The 13,833-nt window shown below is 45.6% G+C and carries 13 protein-coding genes; 7 read left to right on the plus strand and 6 right to left on the minus strand.

Annotated features, from left to right (window positions below; all coding sequences use genetic code 11):
• Positions 1 to 73: 73 nt before the first annotated feature.
• Positions 74 to 589, minus strand: a complete 516-nt coding sequence (locus tag DSM107010_RS28145) for a hypothetical protein (protein WP_015155079.1) — start codon at positions 587 to 589, stop codon at positions 74 to 76.
• A 61-nt stretch (positions 590 to 650) separates the two neighbouring features.
• Positions 651 to 2,459, minus strand: a complete 1,809-nt coding sequence (menD, locus tag DSM107010_RS28150; RefSeq protein ID WP_106168792.1) for a 2-succinyl-5-enolpyruvyl-6-hydroxy-3-cyclohexene-1-carboxylic-acid synthase — start codon at positions 2,457 to 2,459, stop codon at positions 651 to 653.
• A 221-nt stretch (positions 2,460 to 2,680) separates the two neighbouring features.
• Here menD and DSM107010_RS28155 point away from each other — a divergent pair, with 221 nt between their 5' ends.
• On the plus strand, positions 2,681 to 3,493 hold the full coding sequence (locus tag DSM107010_RS28155; protein WP_015155081.1) for a fumarylacetoacetate hydrolase family protein: 813 nt from the start codon (positions 2,681 to 2,683) through the stop codon (positions 3,491 to 3,493).
• A 127-nt stretch (positions 3,494 to 3,620) separates the two neighbouring features.
• Here DSM107010_RS28155 and DSM107010_RS28160 read toward each other — a convergent pair whose 3' ends face one another.
• Together DSM107010_RS28160 and DSM107010_RS28165 are read right to left on the minus strand one after the other, a co-directional pair.
• Entirely contained in the window at positions 3,621 to 4,097 is a 477-nt protein-coding gene (locus DSM107010_RS28160; protein WP_015155082.1) for a Tic20 family protein, read from the minus strand.
• 140 nt (positions 4,098 to 4,237) lie between these two features.
• On the minus strand, positions 4,238 to 4,435 hold the full coding sequence (locus DSM107010_RS28165) for a hypothetical protein (protein ID WP_015155083.1): 198 nt from the start codon (positions 4,433 to 4,435) through the stop codon (positions 4,238 to 4,240).
• Between the two features lie 346 nt (positions 4,436 to 4,781).
• On the opposite strand from DSM107010_RS28165, the gene glyA reads away from it, so the two are divergent.
• The 6 genes from glyA (at position 4,782) to DSM107010_RS28190 (ending at position 12,022) form a co-directional block, all read left to right on the plus strand.
• The gene (glyA, locus tag DSM107010_RS28170; protein WP_127024476.1) at positions 4,782 to 6,065 is read left to right on the plus strand and encodes a serine hydroxymethyltransferase; all 1,284 of its coding nucleotides are present in this window, start codon (positions 4,782 to 4,784) and stop codon (positions 6,063 to 6,065) included.
• 60 nt (positions 6,066 to 6,125) lie between these two features.
• Positions 6,126 to 7,424, plus strand: a complete 1,299-nt coding sequence (locus tag DSM107010_RS28175; RefSeq protein ID WP_127024479.1) for a competence/damage-inducible protein A — start codon at positions 6,126 to 6,128, stop codon at positions 7,422 to 7,424.
• Positions 7,425 to 7,814: 390 nt separating this feature from the next.
• A complete protein-coding gene (locus DSM107010_RS40135) occupies positions 7,815 to 7,958 on the plus strand; it encodes a hypothetical protein (RefSeq protein WP_015155086.1) in 144 nt (47 codons plus the stop codon).
• A gap of 7 nt (positions 7,959 to 7,965) precedes the next feature.
• Positions 7,966 to 8,442 (plus strand): type II 3-dehydroquinate dehydratase, encoded by a 477-nt coding sequence (gene aroQ, locus DSM107010_RS28180; protein ID WP_015155087.1) that lies wholly within the window; start codon positions 7,966 to 7,968, stop codon positions 8,440 to 8,442.
• Positions 8,442 to 9,320: an ADP-ribosylglycohydrolase family protein gene (locus DSM107010_RS28185; RefSeq protein ID WP_015155088.1), complete on the plus strand. Its 879-nt coding sequence runs from the start codon at positions 8,442 to 8,444 to the stop codon at positions 9,318 to 9,320. Before aroQ ends, DSM107010_RS28185 begins: the two co-directional genes overlap by 1 nt.
• 230 nt (positions 9,321 to 9,550) lie before the next feature.
• Positions 9,551 to 12,022 carry an HD family phosphohydrolase gene (locus tag DSM107010_RS28190; RefSeq protein WP_127024482.1) on the plus strand — a complete coding sequence of 824 codons (2,472 nt, stop codon included), beginning with the start codon at positions 9,551 to 9,553 and terminating at the stop codon, positions 12,020 to 12,022.
• A 3-nt stretch (positions 12,023 to 12,025) separates the two neighbouring features.
• On the opposite strand, the gene DSM107010_RS28195 is transcribed toward DSM107010_RS28190, so the two are convergent.
• Both DSM107010_RS28195 and DSM107010_RS28200 read right to left on the minus strand, forming a co-directional pair.
• On the minus strand, positions 12,026 to 12,994 hold the full coding sequence (locus tag DSM107010_RS28195) for a putative 2-dehydropantoate 2-reductase (protein ID WP_106170803.1): 969 nt from the start codon (positions 12,992 to 12,994) through the stop codon (positions 12,026 to 12,028).
• On the minus strand, positions 12,969 to 13,718 hold the full coding sequence (locus DSM107010_RS28200) for an ion channel (protein WP_241994370.1): 750 nt from the start codon (positions 13,716 to 13,718) through the stop codon (positions 12,969 to 12,971). Before DSM107010_RS28200 ends, DSM107010_RS28195 begins: the two co-directional genes overlap by 26 nt.
• Between the last annotated feature and the right edge of the window lie 115 nt (positions 13,719 to 13,833).

The raw sequence follows: 13,833 nt of genomic DNA on the forward strand, positions 1-13,833 counted from the left end.
AAAATAATATAGCAGGGAGCAGATAAGCAAGAGCAATTTACACTTGTAGGATGCTCCCTAACAGCAAGATTTATCATCGACGCTCGATAATATTCCTACCCCAGTTACCGCGATCGCCCGTACCAGTCCAGTAGTACCAAAAAAATTTTGGCGTGAGTCTTTTTACTGGATGAGGTTCTAATTGGTATCTTTGGGCTACCATCGCTCCATTAATTCCCCTCAACGCCTCGCGGTTAATGTAGCCTAAATGGTCTTTAGAAATCTCAATTTGTTGAGCGCGACGAAAGTTAATTAAAGCCGTATTGTAATCACCTCTAATTCCCGCCCGAATTCCTGTTTTCATTAAGCGCGTGTAGTCTTTACCATATCCAGGAATAATTGCTAATGGTGGTGGTAAGCAAGTATCATCTTTTGCTTTGCGGCTAGGGACTGCACCAACTGGAACGGGATAAAAAATTTTACATTCTGATGGGTTGTTTTTATAAAAACTACTGCGAAAATACTTCGGCTCTCTGGTTGTTTGAGCCTGAGTTGGAAGCGCTGTTGCGATCGCAATTAAGACCGCTAAGGTAGCAGAAATTCTTTTCATCAGTTATCAGTTATCAGTTATCAGTGACAAATGACGAAGGACAAATGACCAATATCTAACTTCAAATTCCTTGGACAAACTTTGCTAAATTCGCTTGTCGCCATCGAGCATCAGCCTTTCTATTTGTCCTCAACTCTAAAACTCGAATTCCCCTTGCTGGTATAAACTCTAGCCTTTGTTGCAAATCTTCCCAAGTCGCAATTAACTCATGTTCTACACCATAAGTCTGACAAAGGCAAGCGAAATCAATATCTTGTGGCGTAGCAAAAAACTCTTCAAAGGGTGGTTCAAACTGAGAAATTGGCAGCATTTCAAAAATTCCGCCACCATTGTTATTAATCAGCACAATTGTTAAATGACCCTTAAGTTTTTTACCAATGAGAAAGCCATTAGTATCGTGCAATAAAGCTAGGTCCCCAGTTAGCATGACACTGCTTTGATTGTGATGAGCAATTCCTAAAGCAGTAGATAAAGTGCCATCAATGCCATTTGCGCCTCGATTCACAAAAGGTCGCACGCCAGAATTACTAGGCATCCAAAAAAATTCTACATCGCGCACGGGCATACTATTGGCAATAAACAGTGGCGTGCCAGGGGGGAGTATCTGAGAGAGCATCCAAGCTACCTTACCTTCAAACGGCTGATTCAGGTTGGCGATCGCCCCATCTACAACACCTCTCACCTTAGTCTCTAAATCGCACCATAGCTGTAGATAGTCGCTAGGTAACTTTGGCTTTGTAGGATAGATTTGAGCTAGCTGTTCTACACAAAGGCGCAAATGAGTCGTTTTGCCATGTAGAGGGTCTAGATTTTGGTCGCTAGGATCGACAATCCAACGCTGCGGTTGAGTACGATCGAGCCAACTACGTAACTCTTTACTTGTAGGCAATTCCCCAATTTGGATTACCACGTCCGGCTTGAGTTTATCTGCTAGCTGCGGTTGCCGAAGAATTAAATCGTAGGTAGAAATGAGATAGGGATTGAGTTCGGCATAATTTCTGGCTGGAGATAACCCCTCTGCTAGAACTGGGAATTTCACTGTTTTAGCAAGTTGAGCGATCGCCCCACAATATTCTCGTGGGTTCTGTGGTTGCGCAATACCAGCAATGATGATACCGCGTTCGAGCTGTTGCCAGGAGACGGGTAGGGGTGGGTTTAACCCAGATATCTCTTGACTCGTCAACAATTTGGACAAACCTACTCGTACGGGAGTTGTAGGGAGGGACAGATGTGCGTCCGCACGGGAACCGGTTTCGATCCCAGCAAAAAAGTCTTCTAATTCTAGTTGAGAGGAAATAAATTCCGAATTATTGCCATCGGGTATGGGTGCGAGGGGGTCGCGAAAAGGTATATTGAGATGAATAACTCCAGGGACGGGGTATAGCGCCCGTTCCCACGCATAAATCGCTGTTTGGCGTAAATATCTTAACGTCGAGATTTCTAAAGATGGTAGAGCTAATTCTGCTTGCCAGTTAGGATAAGAGCCAAATAACTTTAACTGATCGATCGTTTGTCCAGAATGACAGTGTCTCAATTCAGGAGGTCGATCGGCTGTTAGAACTATTAAAGGCACTCGACTTTCCCTTGCTTCCACGATTGCGGGATAGCAGTTAACTCCAGCCGTACCGGAGGTGACGACGACAACTACAGGTTTACTCGTTTGTTTAGCAATTCCCAAGGCGAAAAAGGCAGCAGAACGCTCATCTAACACGGAAATTGCCTCAACTTCTGAGGCTTGTAAGAAAGCGATTGTCAGTGGGGTAGAACGCGAACCAGGACAAATGACAGCAGTATTGAGTCCCAGCCGTCGCCATGTTTCTACCAAAATAGAGGCACAAGCAGAATTTGTATTTCTTAAATCGATTGACATTGCGATCGCACAAACTATTAAGTAGTCATCAGTTATCAGTGGCTAGTGGCTAGTAGCTAGTGGAACCGGTGACAAGAATTGAGTCTAGCCACTTGTCACTCACGACTCACGACTCACTTCCCAACGACCAACAACCAACGAAAAAATGCTTTGTAAAACTATCAACACAAAAATTCACGCTCAAACGATAGAGTAAACGATCAGGTATCTAATAACACTTTATGGCGCAACGCTACATTCGAGTTCAATCTCTAGAGGGACGCATCTACTACGGCATACTCCAACTTAGCTTGGAAGTTCTGCTATTAGATGCTCCGCCTTGGTTACAAGGACAGCCTACGGAGGAAAGCTTAACACCAGATGAATATCAGATTCTCGCACCTTGCGCTCCCTCCAAAATCGTAGCAGTGGGTAAAAACTACGTGGAACATGCAGCAGAAATGGGTTCAAGTGTACCGAAGGAACCTTTGTTGTTTCTGAAGCCACCTTCAGCAGTGATTGCCACGGCGACGGAAATTAAATACCCGCAACAGTCGAGACGGGTAGACTATGAAGGAGAATTAGCTTTAGTGATTGGCGATCGCACTTCAGATTGCACGCCAGAACAAGCGCAGAAAAAAATTTGGGGCTATACGATCGCTAACGATATCACGGCGCGAGATTTACAAAGGCAGGATAGTCAGTGGACGCGAGCCAAAGGATTTGATACCTTTTGCCCCCTTGGTCCCTGGATCGTCCGAGAAATCAATCCATCTGCCCAACTACAGACATTTTTAAACGATAATCCCCAACCCGTACAATCTGCCAGCATCGAAGAAATGGTCTATTCTCCATCTGTCCTCGTGTCCTACATCAGTCAAGTTATGACGCTGTTACCTGGGGATGTCGTCTTGACTGGAACTCCTCCTGGGGTAGGAGTGCTGAATGCAGGCGATCGCATCCGCGTTGAGATTGAAGGGATTGGTCGCTTAGAAAATACTGTAATTTTAAGGTACGCCAACGAGAATTCTGAATCGACAATTCAAAACTTATGATGTTTTCATGACTAAAGCAACAAGATTGTTAAAAGCAGTAAAATGTGCAATCGACTTTTAGAAAATAGATAAGTCTCTTGCACTCAGATCGCCAATGACCAATGCCTAATGACCGATGACAAAATATCTATCTCACCTGCATATGAACTGCATCAGAGAGAGCAGGAATTTCTGCATATTTTCCTCTTAGAGACTGAGTTACAGCAAACGCTACAGCTGCCACTATTCCAAGGAAAATTGTACTGGCTATAGTCTGCGTGGCAAAACTAGCCCCAGGAATTGGAGCCAAAATTGGCAGCACCAACCCACACAAAAATATTACAATATCAATTAAAATTGCTTGCATGGTATTGAAACGAATAAAGTGGCTGATGCTTTCATTTCTAACTACCAATAGATATAAAGCAAAAAAGACGATTAAACTAGCAAAAGGTATACTACTGTATATTTGCAATAAAGGTATCAGCGGTAGAAATAGATATTGTAGAACTGGAAATTCTCGCAGTAAGAAAACACCAAATGCAAACCCATGCATCAAGGGCAGTAAATATGGTAAACAAGCAAAGATTCGCTCTTGCACCGTAGTAGACCCGCGCCAAGCCATTATTTATTCTCCTAAAAGAATTTATTTGAATTTAACTCTTCATATGCACAGGATAGCGCAGGTTTTACAGTTATTCAGTTGTCAGCGACCAGCGACCGATGACCAGTGACTAGTTAATTACGACTTGCGATGCGCTACCATCATTCAACATTGGCAATGCGGAAGCCCATCATACATTCGTACTGATCTGGTTGTCCTGGCGAGAGTTTAGGTACAGCTTGACCACAGCGTAATTGTCCTTGTCTCCAACGTGGCTGTCCAGCACGATCGGCAAGCAAACAGCTTTGGCAAACTTGCTGAGGGGCAAGGATTCGATCTTCCATCAAAATCACTAACATCCAGATCCCTCCAGAATATCCTACGATCCCTTAAGTCAATTTTATGCTAGTCACTTATAAAGAGTGTTATAAGGCATACAGAGCTTAATATCCGCGTTAGTAGTTGGTAGTTGGTAGTTGGTAATGGGTAATGGGTAGTTGCTCCCTTGTCCCCCTTCTCCCCCTCATCTCCCTCAGCTCCCTCAGCTCTCTTATCCCTGCTCCCTGCTCCCTATGATTGAGTTAAAGTATCTATGTTGAGTTATGCTGTCCGCGAATTTTGATTGATGGTGTGGTTTCGGAAAACGCGATCGCTCCTATTAATCTAGACAGGTACAGTCGTGTAAATTGCTTAAGGTTAACCACAGTGTCTTCGACTAACTTAGATTTACTTGCTTCCTCCGATCCGGTTGTGGCTGAATTAATTAGCGGCGAACTTCAGCGCCAGCGCGACCACTTAGAATTAATTGCTAGTGAAAACTTTACCTCGGCTGCTGTTTTAGCCGCCCAGGGTTCGGTATTGACCAATAAATATGCTGAAGGCTTACCTGGAAAGCGTTATTACGGTGGTTGTGAATATATCGATCGCGTCGAGCAATTAGCGATCGATCGCGTCAAACAACTGTTTGGTGCGGCTCATGCCAACGTTCAACCCCATTCTGGCGCTCAAGCTAATTTTGCCGTCTTCATGACTCTGCTAGAGCCAGGAGACGCAATTATGGGGATGGATTTATCCCACGGCGGACACTTAACCCACGGTTCGCCCGTAAATTTCTCTGGGAAGTGGTTCAAAGTCCACCATTACGGCGTGAATCCCCAGACGGAACAATTAGACTACGACCAAATTCGGGAATTGGCGCTGCAACATCGTCCCAAGCTACTCATTTGCGGTTATTCTGCTTATCCACGCATAATTGACTTTGAAAAGTTTAGAGCGATCGCCGATGAAGTTGGTGCTTACTTATTAGCCGATATCGCTCACATTGCTGGCTTGGTTGCGACTGGCTTGCATCCTAACCCCATTCCCTATTGCGATGTCGTCACGACAACCACACATAAAACTTTGCGCGGACCAAGAGGCGGATTAATTCTCACTCGCGATCCCGAACTGGGTAAAAAATTAGATAAATCCGTGTTCCCTGGTAGCCAAGGCGGACCCTTGGAACACGTCATCGCAGCGAAAGCAGTTGCCTTTGGCGAAGCATTACAGCCTCAATTCAAAACTTATGCAGCCCAAGTCATTGAAAATGCTAAAGCTATGGCTACTCAATTACAAAACAGAGGCTTCAAACTCGTATCCAACGGTACAGAAAATCATTTGATGCTGGTTGACTTGCGCTGTATTGGCATGACAGGTAAAGAAGGCGATCGCCTTTTAGGTGAAACAAATATCACCGCTAATAAGAATACAGTTCCCTTCGATACAGAATCGCCTTTTGTGACAAGTGGTATCCGATTGGGGTCCCCAGCCATGACCACACGAGGCATGGGTACGGAAGAATTTACCGAAATTGCCAATATTATCGCCGATCGCCTGCTACATCCTCAAGATGATACCGTAGCGCAAGACTGTCGCCGCCGAGTCGCGGCATTGTGCGATCGCTTCCCCCTCTACCCGCATCTCAACGTTCCCGTACCTGCTTTAGCATAAAATTCTGGATTTTGGATTTTGGATTCAATCCAAAATCCAAAATCTAAAATCTAAAATTCAATGAGTGCCGAAATCATTTGTGTTGGAACTGAATTACTGCTGGGCGATATTCTCAACACCAACGCGCAGTTTTTAGCTCAGCAATTAGCAAATCTAGGAATTCCCCATTACTATCAAACTGTAGTGGGAGATAATCCTGCAAGAATCAAACATGCGATTCAAGTTGCTCTAGAACGAACATCAACTCAGGATAACTCGACTCAAGTTCTCATTTTTACAGGCGGTTTAGGTCCTACGCCCGACGATCTAACCCACGAAACTTTAGCCGATTTCTTTGGCGTACCGCTGGCAGAACACCAAGAAATTATTGAAGACATTACTCGCAAATATGCTGCACGCGGGCGAAAAATGTCTCCTAGCAATCGCAAGCAAGCCTTACTACCTCAAGGTGCGGCAGTTTTACCCAATCCTGGTGGAACTGCCCCAGGTATTCTCTGGCAACCGCGATCTGGGGTGGCAATCCTCACCTTTCCTGGCGTACCGTCAGAAATGCAGCAGATGTGGCAAGAAACCGCCGTCCCTTACCTTAAGACTCTTGGTTACGGTCGAGAAATTATTTACAGCCAAACTTTGAAATTTTGGGGGATTGCCGAAGCCGCTTTAGCAGAAAAAGCAGCAGCCTTTCTCAATCTGCCTAACCCTACCGTAGCTCCTTATGCCAGCCAAGGAGAAGTAAAGTTGCGTGTCTCAGTGAAAGCAACTTCTCCAGAAACAGCCCAGCAAATTATTGCTCCAGTGGCTCGACAATTGCAGGAAATTGGAGACTTAAATTATTTCGGTTCTGACGAAGAAACTTTAGCCTCGGCAGTCGGTAAATTGTTAACTGCGGCGGGAGAAACTCTCAGTGTGGCGGAATCCTGCACGGGTGGTGGCTTGGGTCAGATGCTCACGGACATACCAGGTAGTTCTAGATATTTCTGGGGGGGAGTTATCTCCTACGACAACGCAGTAAAAATTTCTGTTTTGGGCGTTAATCCTGATGATTTGAGTCAATTTGGCGCTGTCAGCGCGATCGTCGCCGAACAAATGGCAGCAGGAGTGCGATCGCGTCTCGGTACGACTTGGGGTTTGAGCATCACGGGAATTGCCGGACCCGATGGTGGTACGGCAAGCAAACCGGTTGGCTTAGTGTACATCGGTTTGGCGGGAGCCGATGGCAAGGTTCAAAGTTTTGAAAATCATTTCGGAACTGGACGCGATCGCGCTCTGATTCGCCATATCAGCGCCTGCACCGCTCTCGATCTCTTGCGCCGCCTACTAAAAGCTAGGGAGCAGAGGGGAGAAGAGGGCTGCTCTTGAGCTGGGGAGGCTCTCGGGATCTGGGGGAGCAATTCTAGTCACTAGCCACCAGTCACCAGTCACTGATAACTGATAACCATTCCCTCAAAAGAGAGATGTGTCTGCTGTTGGAATTTGTGATATCTTTATATTAAATAAAAAGATTAAGCTGTCGCCTTCGTTTTCCCAACAAAATGTTGGTAGAGCAAAGGAAACAGAAAGTTAAAGCGGTTGAGAATAAGTAGCTAAGCTACATTTTGACTTGAAAAAGTTAAACTTTGTGTGCTAGCAACAGCAAAAAGCTAAGCAAATATAAAGAATAAGTAGCGGCAAAATCAAGAGCGCACAAAGATAGATTCCAATCGATTATCATCAAGAAATCAAGGTAGTTTTGTAGGAGTAATCGGTTCGATGGATTACATAGATCGGGTACTGGAAAAGCTGAAAGAATGGGCGCGCAAGCTAATTGAAGCCTTGCTAGGACCGGAAGCTGAACCGGAACCAGAGCCGATCCCAATTCCAGTTGACGATCGCCGCACTCGTCGTCACAGATAGATATTGAATGGGCTTAGCTGGCGTGTCTTCTCATTCGTCACTTATTAGGATACTCGTGCTGCATGGACCGAATTTGAACCTGCTGGGAGCAAGAGAACCAGGAATTTACGGTTCAGTGACGTTAGCTGAGATCGACAGCATGTTAGTGGCAGAAGGGAATCAACTGCAAGCAGAAGTGAAGGCGATGCAGTCTAACCATGAAGGCGTGCTAGTGGATGCGATCCAAGCAGCTAAGTCAGAATACCAGGGAATTGTGATTAATGCGGGTGCTTATACCCATACAAGCGTGGCGCTGCGAGATGCGATCGCTGCGGTAAAGATGCCCACAGTAGAAGTTCATTTAAGTAATATCTACCAACGAGAATCTTTTCGCCATCACTCCTATATTGCAGGTGTAGCAATCGGGCAAATTAGTGGTTTTGGCGTACAGAGTTATCGCTTAGGTTTACACGCCTTGATTCACCATATCAGGCACTCCAATTAATGAGTTACTCGATTCATAGTCGATTTCGCGGCACGATGCTGGGAATGGCAGTTGGCGAAGTCGCAAACCACCCTAAACTTAAGGCGATATTATCTGAAAGGGCAATCGATAACTCATCCCAATCGGGGTTGCTTGACTCAGTATTGCAAGGAATAAAGACTTTGATCGCGCTCGGTAAGTTCGATTACGAAGCGTGGCACAAATTCATGACAAAAGAGTTGACTGGTAATCCAATCGCTTCACCTTTAACAACTCTTCCCATATCAGTATTTTTTCATGAGAATGAGTTGAAGCTGCGGCAAAATTTGCAACTGGCGCTAGTCGCGATCGATCGGGATGAGCCAGAAAGCCGAGATGGAACCTTAGCAATAGGACAAGCAATCGCCATTGCTTTACAAGCAAAATCGAACCCAATCGAGATAATTTCCCAAGCAATTGCTTTTGTAGGAACATCCCCAACTGCAACAGCTGCAAAACTCTCACAAGTCAAAGAGCTACTGGACGAACGAGCAGGATTGGAAAGAGCGATTGCTCAGTTAGGACAACCCCATGAATTGAGCAGTCAAATCGCTTTGGCGTTTTTTTGCTACCTGAGTACTCCAGCAGACTTTCGCTTGACCGTTCAAAGAGCAGCAATAAGCGATCGCTCTGGCGTGACGAGCGCGATCGCGGGTGCGCTTTCAGGAGCTTACAATGGCGTGGCAAGCATTCCAGTTACTCAAGCACTAGCAATAGGGGTGACAAATCAGGCTGAAGTGCTAAGATTGTGTGATGTACTAGTCGCAGTGTGGTCGGGAGTCTATCAGCAGAGCGATCGAGCTACTACCAACAATCAAATAGTTGCAATTGCTGCCCCTAAAATCGTGCGGAGGCGCTGAGAATAATCGTTGTCTTTCCTAAATCGATCTGAAAAAGTTGATTTCAGGAAAGTTTAGTTTCTAAATACTTGAGTTGTAGAACAGGCAATAAGCTTAATCGTCAGTTGTGAGCTCTCATTGTGGAAAGATCCATAGACTGGATGTAATTATTGTCATTCAACCTAAGATTACAGATGAGGCTTTATGCCATTTAACTTTTTGCTCCATGCCGATTGCATGTAATAAGGGTAATGAAAAAGCGCACGCTATTTGAATTGCTCGACCTGCAACTCAAGAAGTGGTGGCAATTGCTACCAAACCAGCAGCAATTAACTCGTAAAGTATGCCAAGCTCAACCAGGAGTTAAAGCTAAAAAACCTCCTAAAGTGCGCAGAGAACGCACCTCTGCGCTCCTGATACTGGCAGTGGTATTGCTGACCATAATGTTGGGACATCGCTTTGCCAACCAACCTCGGCTAGATGAAGGCACGATCGCACCAGAGACAATTCGCGCCCCTAAAGCAGCTCAAATTGTCGATACGAAAACTACAGCCCAAAACCGCCAAATTGCATGGAGAAAAGCAGAGCCGATCTTAGTCATTGACTCGACGGTAAACCAAAAAATTTGGCAAAAGTTGCAAACTAACTTGAAACAGGGAGAGCAACTGCGGCAGTTAGCAGGAGATTTTCCATTTACAACCACAACCAACTTATCTACAGCAGCACAAATTTATCTACGCAGCTGCCCAGATTCTCAGTGGCAGCAAGTCTTAGCTTTTTTACGAGACGCGCAAAGTCGAGAACGCCAGCAAAATGCCGCGACAACGAACTTTGCTTCGGTTAAAATCGAAAGATTTGAAAATGAGGCAATGGCTCAAGCAGCAAGGGAACTGAATGCCTATCGCTTGAAAACAGCGAAATCTCACCAGTTCTCGATGTTAATGGCAAAGCTATCTCAAGTTCGCCAGCAATACGCTCAAGCTTTATCGCAACTGGCACAATTACAAAAAGCAACTCCGCCAACTCTTTACGAATCTTCCTGGTTGGATTTATCCGATCCTATTTGGTCGAAGACAGTTGCAGGTATCCGCGCCACTACACAACGCATTCTCGCCCAAGGAGTTTATCGAGGTATATCATCCGATACTTTGCAAACAGCGGTGAACTTACAAGTGCGATCGCATGTACCACCGCAGATGGAACCTCTAGCAACCCAAATGCTGTTAACCGTTCTCGAACCAAATCTCAAGGAAGACGAAGCACAAACAAAACTAGCAGCAGCTGAAGCGGTTGCAAAAATTGCCCCCCAAATGCTGAATCTAGAGCGAGGCGAGGTCATAGTCAGAAAAGGCGAAACGATCGACCATGCTGCATTTATTACTCTCGACTATTTCGGTCTGTCGCGACGCGGGATCGGTTGGTCGGGACTGTTGAAATTTGGTGGGATCGTTAGTGTAGCCGTTGGTATTTTTGTCTGGATTGCCTGGAAATTCGAGCGGCAGAAACTGCGACAGCGTGACTGTGTTTTGATTTTGTTATTAGCTTTGAGTACTCCGCTACTCTTAAGGCTGAATTTACGGTATATTAACTTACCTGCTGTAGGACTGTTACTAGGTAGCTTCTACGGCTTCCCAATTGGTGGCACAGTTGTAGGGTTGTTGGGGCTGCTCGTACCTGTAGGAATGGATATTAGTGGTAAGTCTTTGTTAACAGGCTTAGCTGGCGGAATGCTAGCTAGTTGGATGGCTGGGTGGATGCGATCGCGAGAAGAATTAGCTCTAATCGGAGTCGCGGTTAGTGTAACGCAAGGATTAGCGTACCTGTTAGGGAAAGTCGTACTCAGCGCGATCGGGACTGATTCAGTATGGAATTGGTACGATGTTGCCCTTCAAGCTGGCTTATTTAGCCTTGCAGGGATTGTCTGGAGCGCGATCGCGATCGGCATTAGCCCCTATTTAGAGCATTTTTTCGATCTAGTTACCCCAATTCGGCTAGCAGAACTTGCCAACCCCAACCGACCATTATTAAAGCGTTTGGCAACGGAAGCCCCCGGAACGTTCCAACACACGCTGTTTGTCTCCACTCTGGCAGAGGCAGCGGCGAGGGTATTGGGATGCAACGTCGAATTGGTGCGGACGGGAACCTTATATCACGATATTGGCAAACTCCACGATCCCCTCGCTTTTATTGAGAATCAGATGGGTGGGGTCAATAAACACGATGAAATTAACGATCCTTGGGAGAGTGCGGCAATTATTAGAAAGCACGTGACTGAAGGGTTAGTCATGGCACGAAAGTGTCGTCTACCAATGGCAATCCAAGCCTTTATTCCCGAACATCAAGGCACGATAGCGATCGCCTATTTTTACCACCAAGCGCAGCAGATCGCACGACAAGACCATAGCATTACAGTAGACGAAAGGGATTTTTGTTACGCGGGTCCAGCGCCCCAGTCGCGAGAAACAGCCTTGGTGATGCTGGCAGATTCCTGTGAAGCAGCTTTACGCACTCTGCCAGCAGCCGGCAAATCAGGCGGAAAAGAACCGACGCGAGAGGAAGCCCTAGCAATGGTACAAAAAATTCTGCGATCGCGCTGGCAAGACAATCAATTAGTTGATTCTGGACTAACGCGGGCGGACATGGATACAATTGCTGAAACCTTTGTCAATATTTGGCAACAGTTTCATCACAAGCGGATTGCTTATCCGAAGAGGAAGGAGTAAATTCTACCCCTGATTTTTTCTATCTAAAAACTTCAACTGCCGATACAAAGTGCGAATTTGAGGTAAATTTGTCCCAGCAGCCTCAGCTAGACGTAATGGACTGCCAACGATCGCTTCAACTTCCAAAGGACGCTGCAAATCGTAGTCAATTTTCATACTAGTTTTATATGGCTTCATTTTGGCAGTGCGATCGAGCATGTTTTGGACAAAACTACTGGAAATATGGCGATCGAACCTAGCTGCACCCGCTACCACTTCTGCCATCAACTCTTCGACTAAAGCCCGAGTGGATGCATTTGCCATCAACTCATCGGTTCGAGCATTAAGTATGACAGATAGCCCATTATAGGGAATATTCCATACCAATTTTTGCCAACGTGCTAAGAGCAAATCTTCTGATAAGTCAATGGGAATGCCAGCCGATTCAAAATCAGTGGCAATTTGCCGCATTCTTGCCGTAATTCCCGCTGGATGGTAGTCAGCAGTATATTCTCCCAGGGAGATCGCCTTGTAATCTAAATGGCGAATATGTCCTGGGGCAACTTTATTAGCGCAGACAAAACACATACCACCGATAACTCGATGAGAACCGACAATTTCAGCTACCGCGTCTTCTATGCCCAAACCATTTTGCAATACCAAAACTACGCCATCGTCTTTCAGAACTGGAAGTAATAGATCGGGCAGTAGATGATTCTGCGTCGTTTTTAGCGCGATCGCTACCACATCGCAACGCGGCATATCCTTCACGTCTTGGTAAGCATTGACTTGGGATAGGGTAAAGTCCCCGTCAGTTGACTCAATAACTAAACCAGATTGAGAAACATGGTTGTAATCGCTGCGAAGCAAAAAATGGACATCTAAACCAGCCTTTTGTAGACAACCACCATAATAACCACCCAATGCCCCCGTTCCTAACATGGCGTAACTGCGTTCGCTATGACGATTATGGCGATCGGGATACGACTCCATTTGTTTCTTCCCTCTGGCTAGAAACGGGCATTACCTCATGAAAGTGGTTGTAATCGATATAGCGTTGCCCGTCAGACTTCTGGAATAAAATATCAGCAAATCGATGATGCCACAACATCTCTGAAGCAATGTATGTATGACGAGCATGTATCATCTGAGATACAGTCTCATCAATGCCAGTCAGCGTCACCACCAACATTGTCTCTGCTGCTTCTAGATCTGCTAAAGTAGCGCCGTAAAAAGGGCTGTACTCGTCAATCGGATGCATCACCGTCCAAGAGAGAATAAAAATTGGGTTATTAGCACGTACTAAAGGCAGGTCATACAATCGGCGCATAAACTGCCCCTCAGCATTCATTTCGTCTCGTACCAGTACAACTCTAATCTGCGCTTCAATAATTTGGTTGCGGCGCTTATTCGCCACGCGAAACATCAAAGTTGGAATCTCATCATAAGCCGTGACCACAGCCACTCGACTGAAAACCACTCGCGCCGTAGGACGAGAGAAACGAGCAAAAGCGATTCCCGTTCCCATAGCTACGCCCAATAAACCCACCCAAGATTCGATCGCCACTAGGACATTAGCGTAGTCAGTCTGCGGATTCATCACGCCATAGCCAATAGTTGCCATTGTTTGAATGCTGAAAAAGAAAGCATCCCAGAAATTGCCAGGACGAGCGTTAGCTATGCTACCTGGCTGTAATAAATAGGCAAGCGCAAACAATGAATTGAGTAGTATGTATCCAAATGCTACGATACCTAAGGATCGTGGATTAAATAAGGTGTAATAGTTTCAGTTGACTCTGTAAACTAGAGAAGCAGACTGATGAACAGGTGAA

Origin of the sequence: Chroococcidiopsis cubana SAG 39.79, assembly GCF_003991895.1 — a bacterium.
Lineage (GTDB): Bacteria > Cyanobacteriota > Cyanobacteriia > Cyanobacteriales > Chroococcidiopsidaceae > Chroococcidiopsis > Chroococcidiopsis thermalis.

Bases quoted from the DNA above. Each gene is read 5' to 3' on its own strand.
- DSM107010_RS28195 (WP_106170803.1), bottom strand. From the start codon at position 12,994: ATGGAGTCGTATCCCGATCGCCATAATCGTCATAGCGAACGCAGTTAC.
- DSM107010_RS28145 (WP_015155079.1), bottom strand. From the start codon at position 589: ATGAAAAGAATTTCTGCTACCTTAGCGGTCTTAATTGCGATCGCAACA.
- DSM107010_RS28160 (WP_015155082.1), bottom strand. From the start codon at position 4,097: ATGGCTTGGCGCGGGTCTACTACGGTGCAAGAGCGAATCTTTGCTTGT.
- menD (WP_106168792.1), bottom strand. From the start codon at position 2,459: ATGTCAATCGATTTAAGAAATACAAATTCTGCTTGTGCCTCTATTTTG.
- DSM107010_RS28165 (WP_015155083.1), bottom strand. From the start codon at position 4,435: ATGTTAGTGATTTTGATGGAAGATCGAATCCTTGCCCCTCAGCAAGTT.
- aroQ (WP_015155087.1), top strand. From the start codon at position 7,966: ATGGGCTTAGCTGGCGTGTCTTCTCATTCGTCACTTATTAGGATACTC.
- DSM107010_RS28155 (WP_015155081.1), top strand. From the start codon at position 2,681: ATGGCGCAACGCTACATTCGAGTTCAATCTCTAGAGGGACGCATCTAC.
- DSM107010_RS28175 (WP_127024479.1), top strand. From the start codon at position 6,126: ATGAGTGCCGAAATCATTTGTGTTGGAACTGAATTACTGCTGGGCGAT.
- DSM107010_RS28185 (WP_015155088.1), top strand. From the start codon at position 8,442: ATGAGTTACTCGATTCATAGTCGATTTCGCGGCACGATGCTGGGAATG.
- DSM107010_RS40135 (WP_015155086.1), top strand. From the start codon at position 7,815: ATGGATTACATAGATCGGGTACTGGAAAAGCTGAAAGAATGGGCGCGC.
- DSM107010_RS28190 (WP_127024482.1), top strand. From the start codon at position 9,551: ATGAAAAAGCGCACGCTATTTGAATTGCTCGACCTGCAACTCAAGAAG.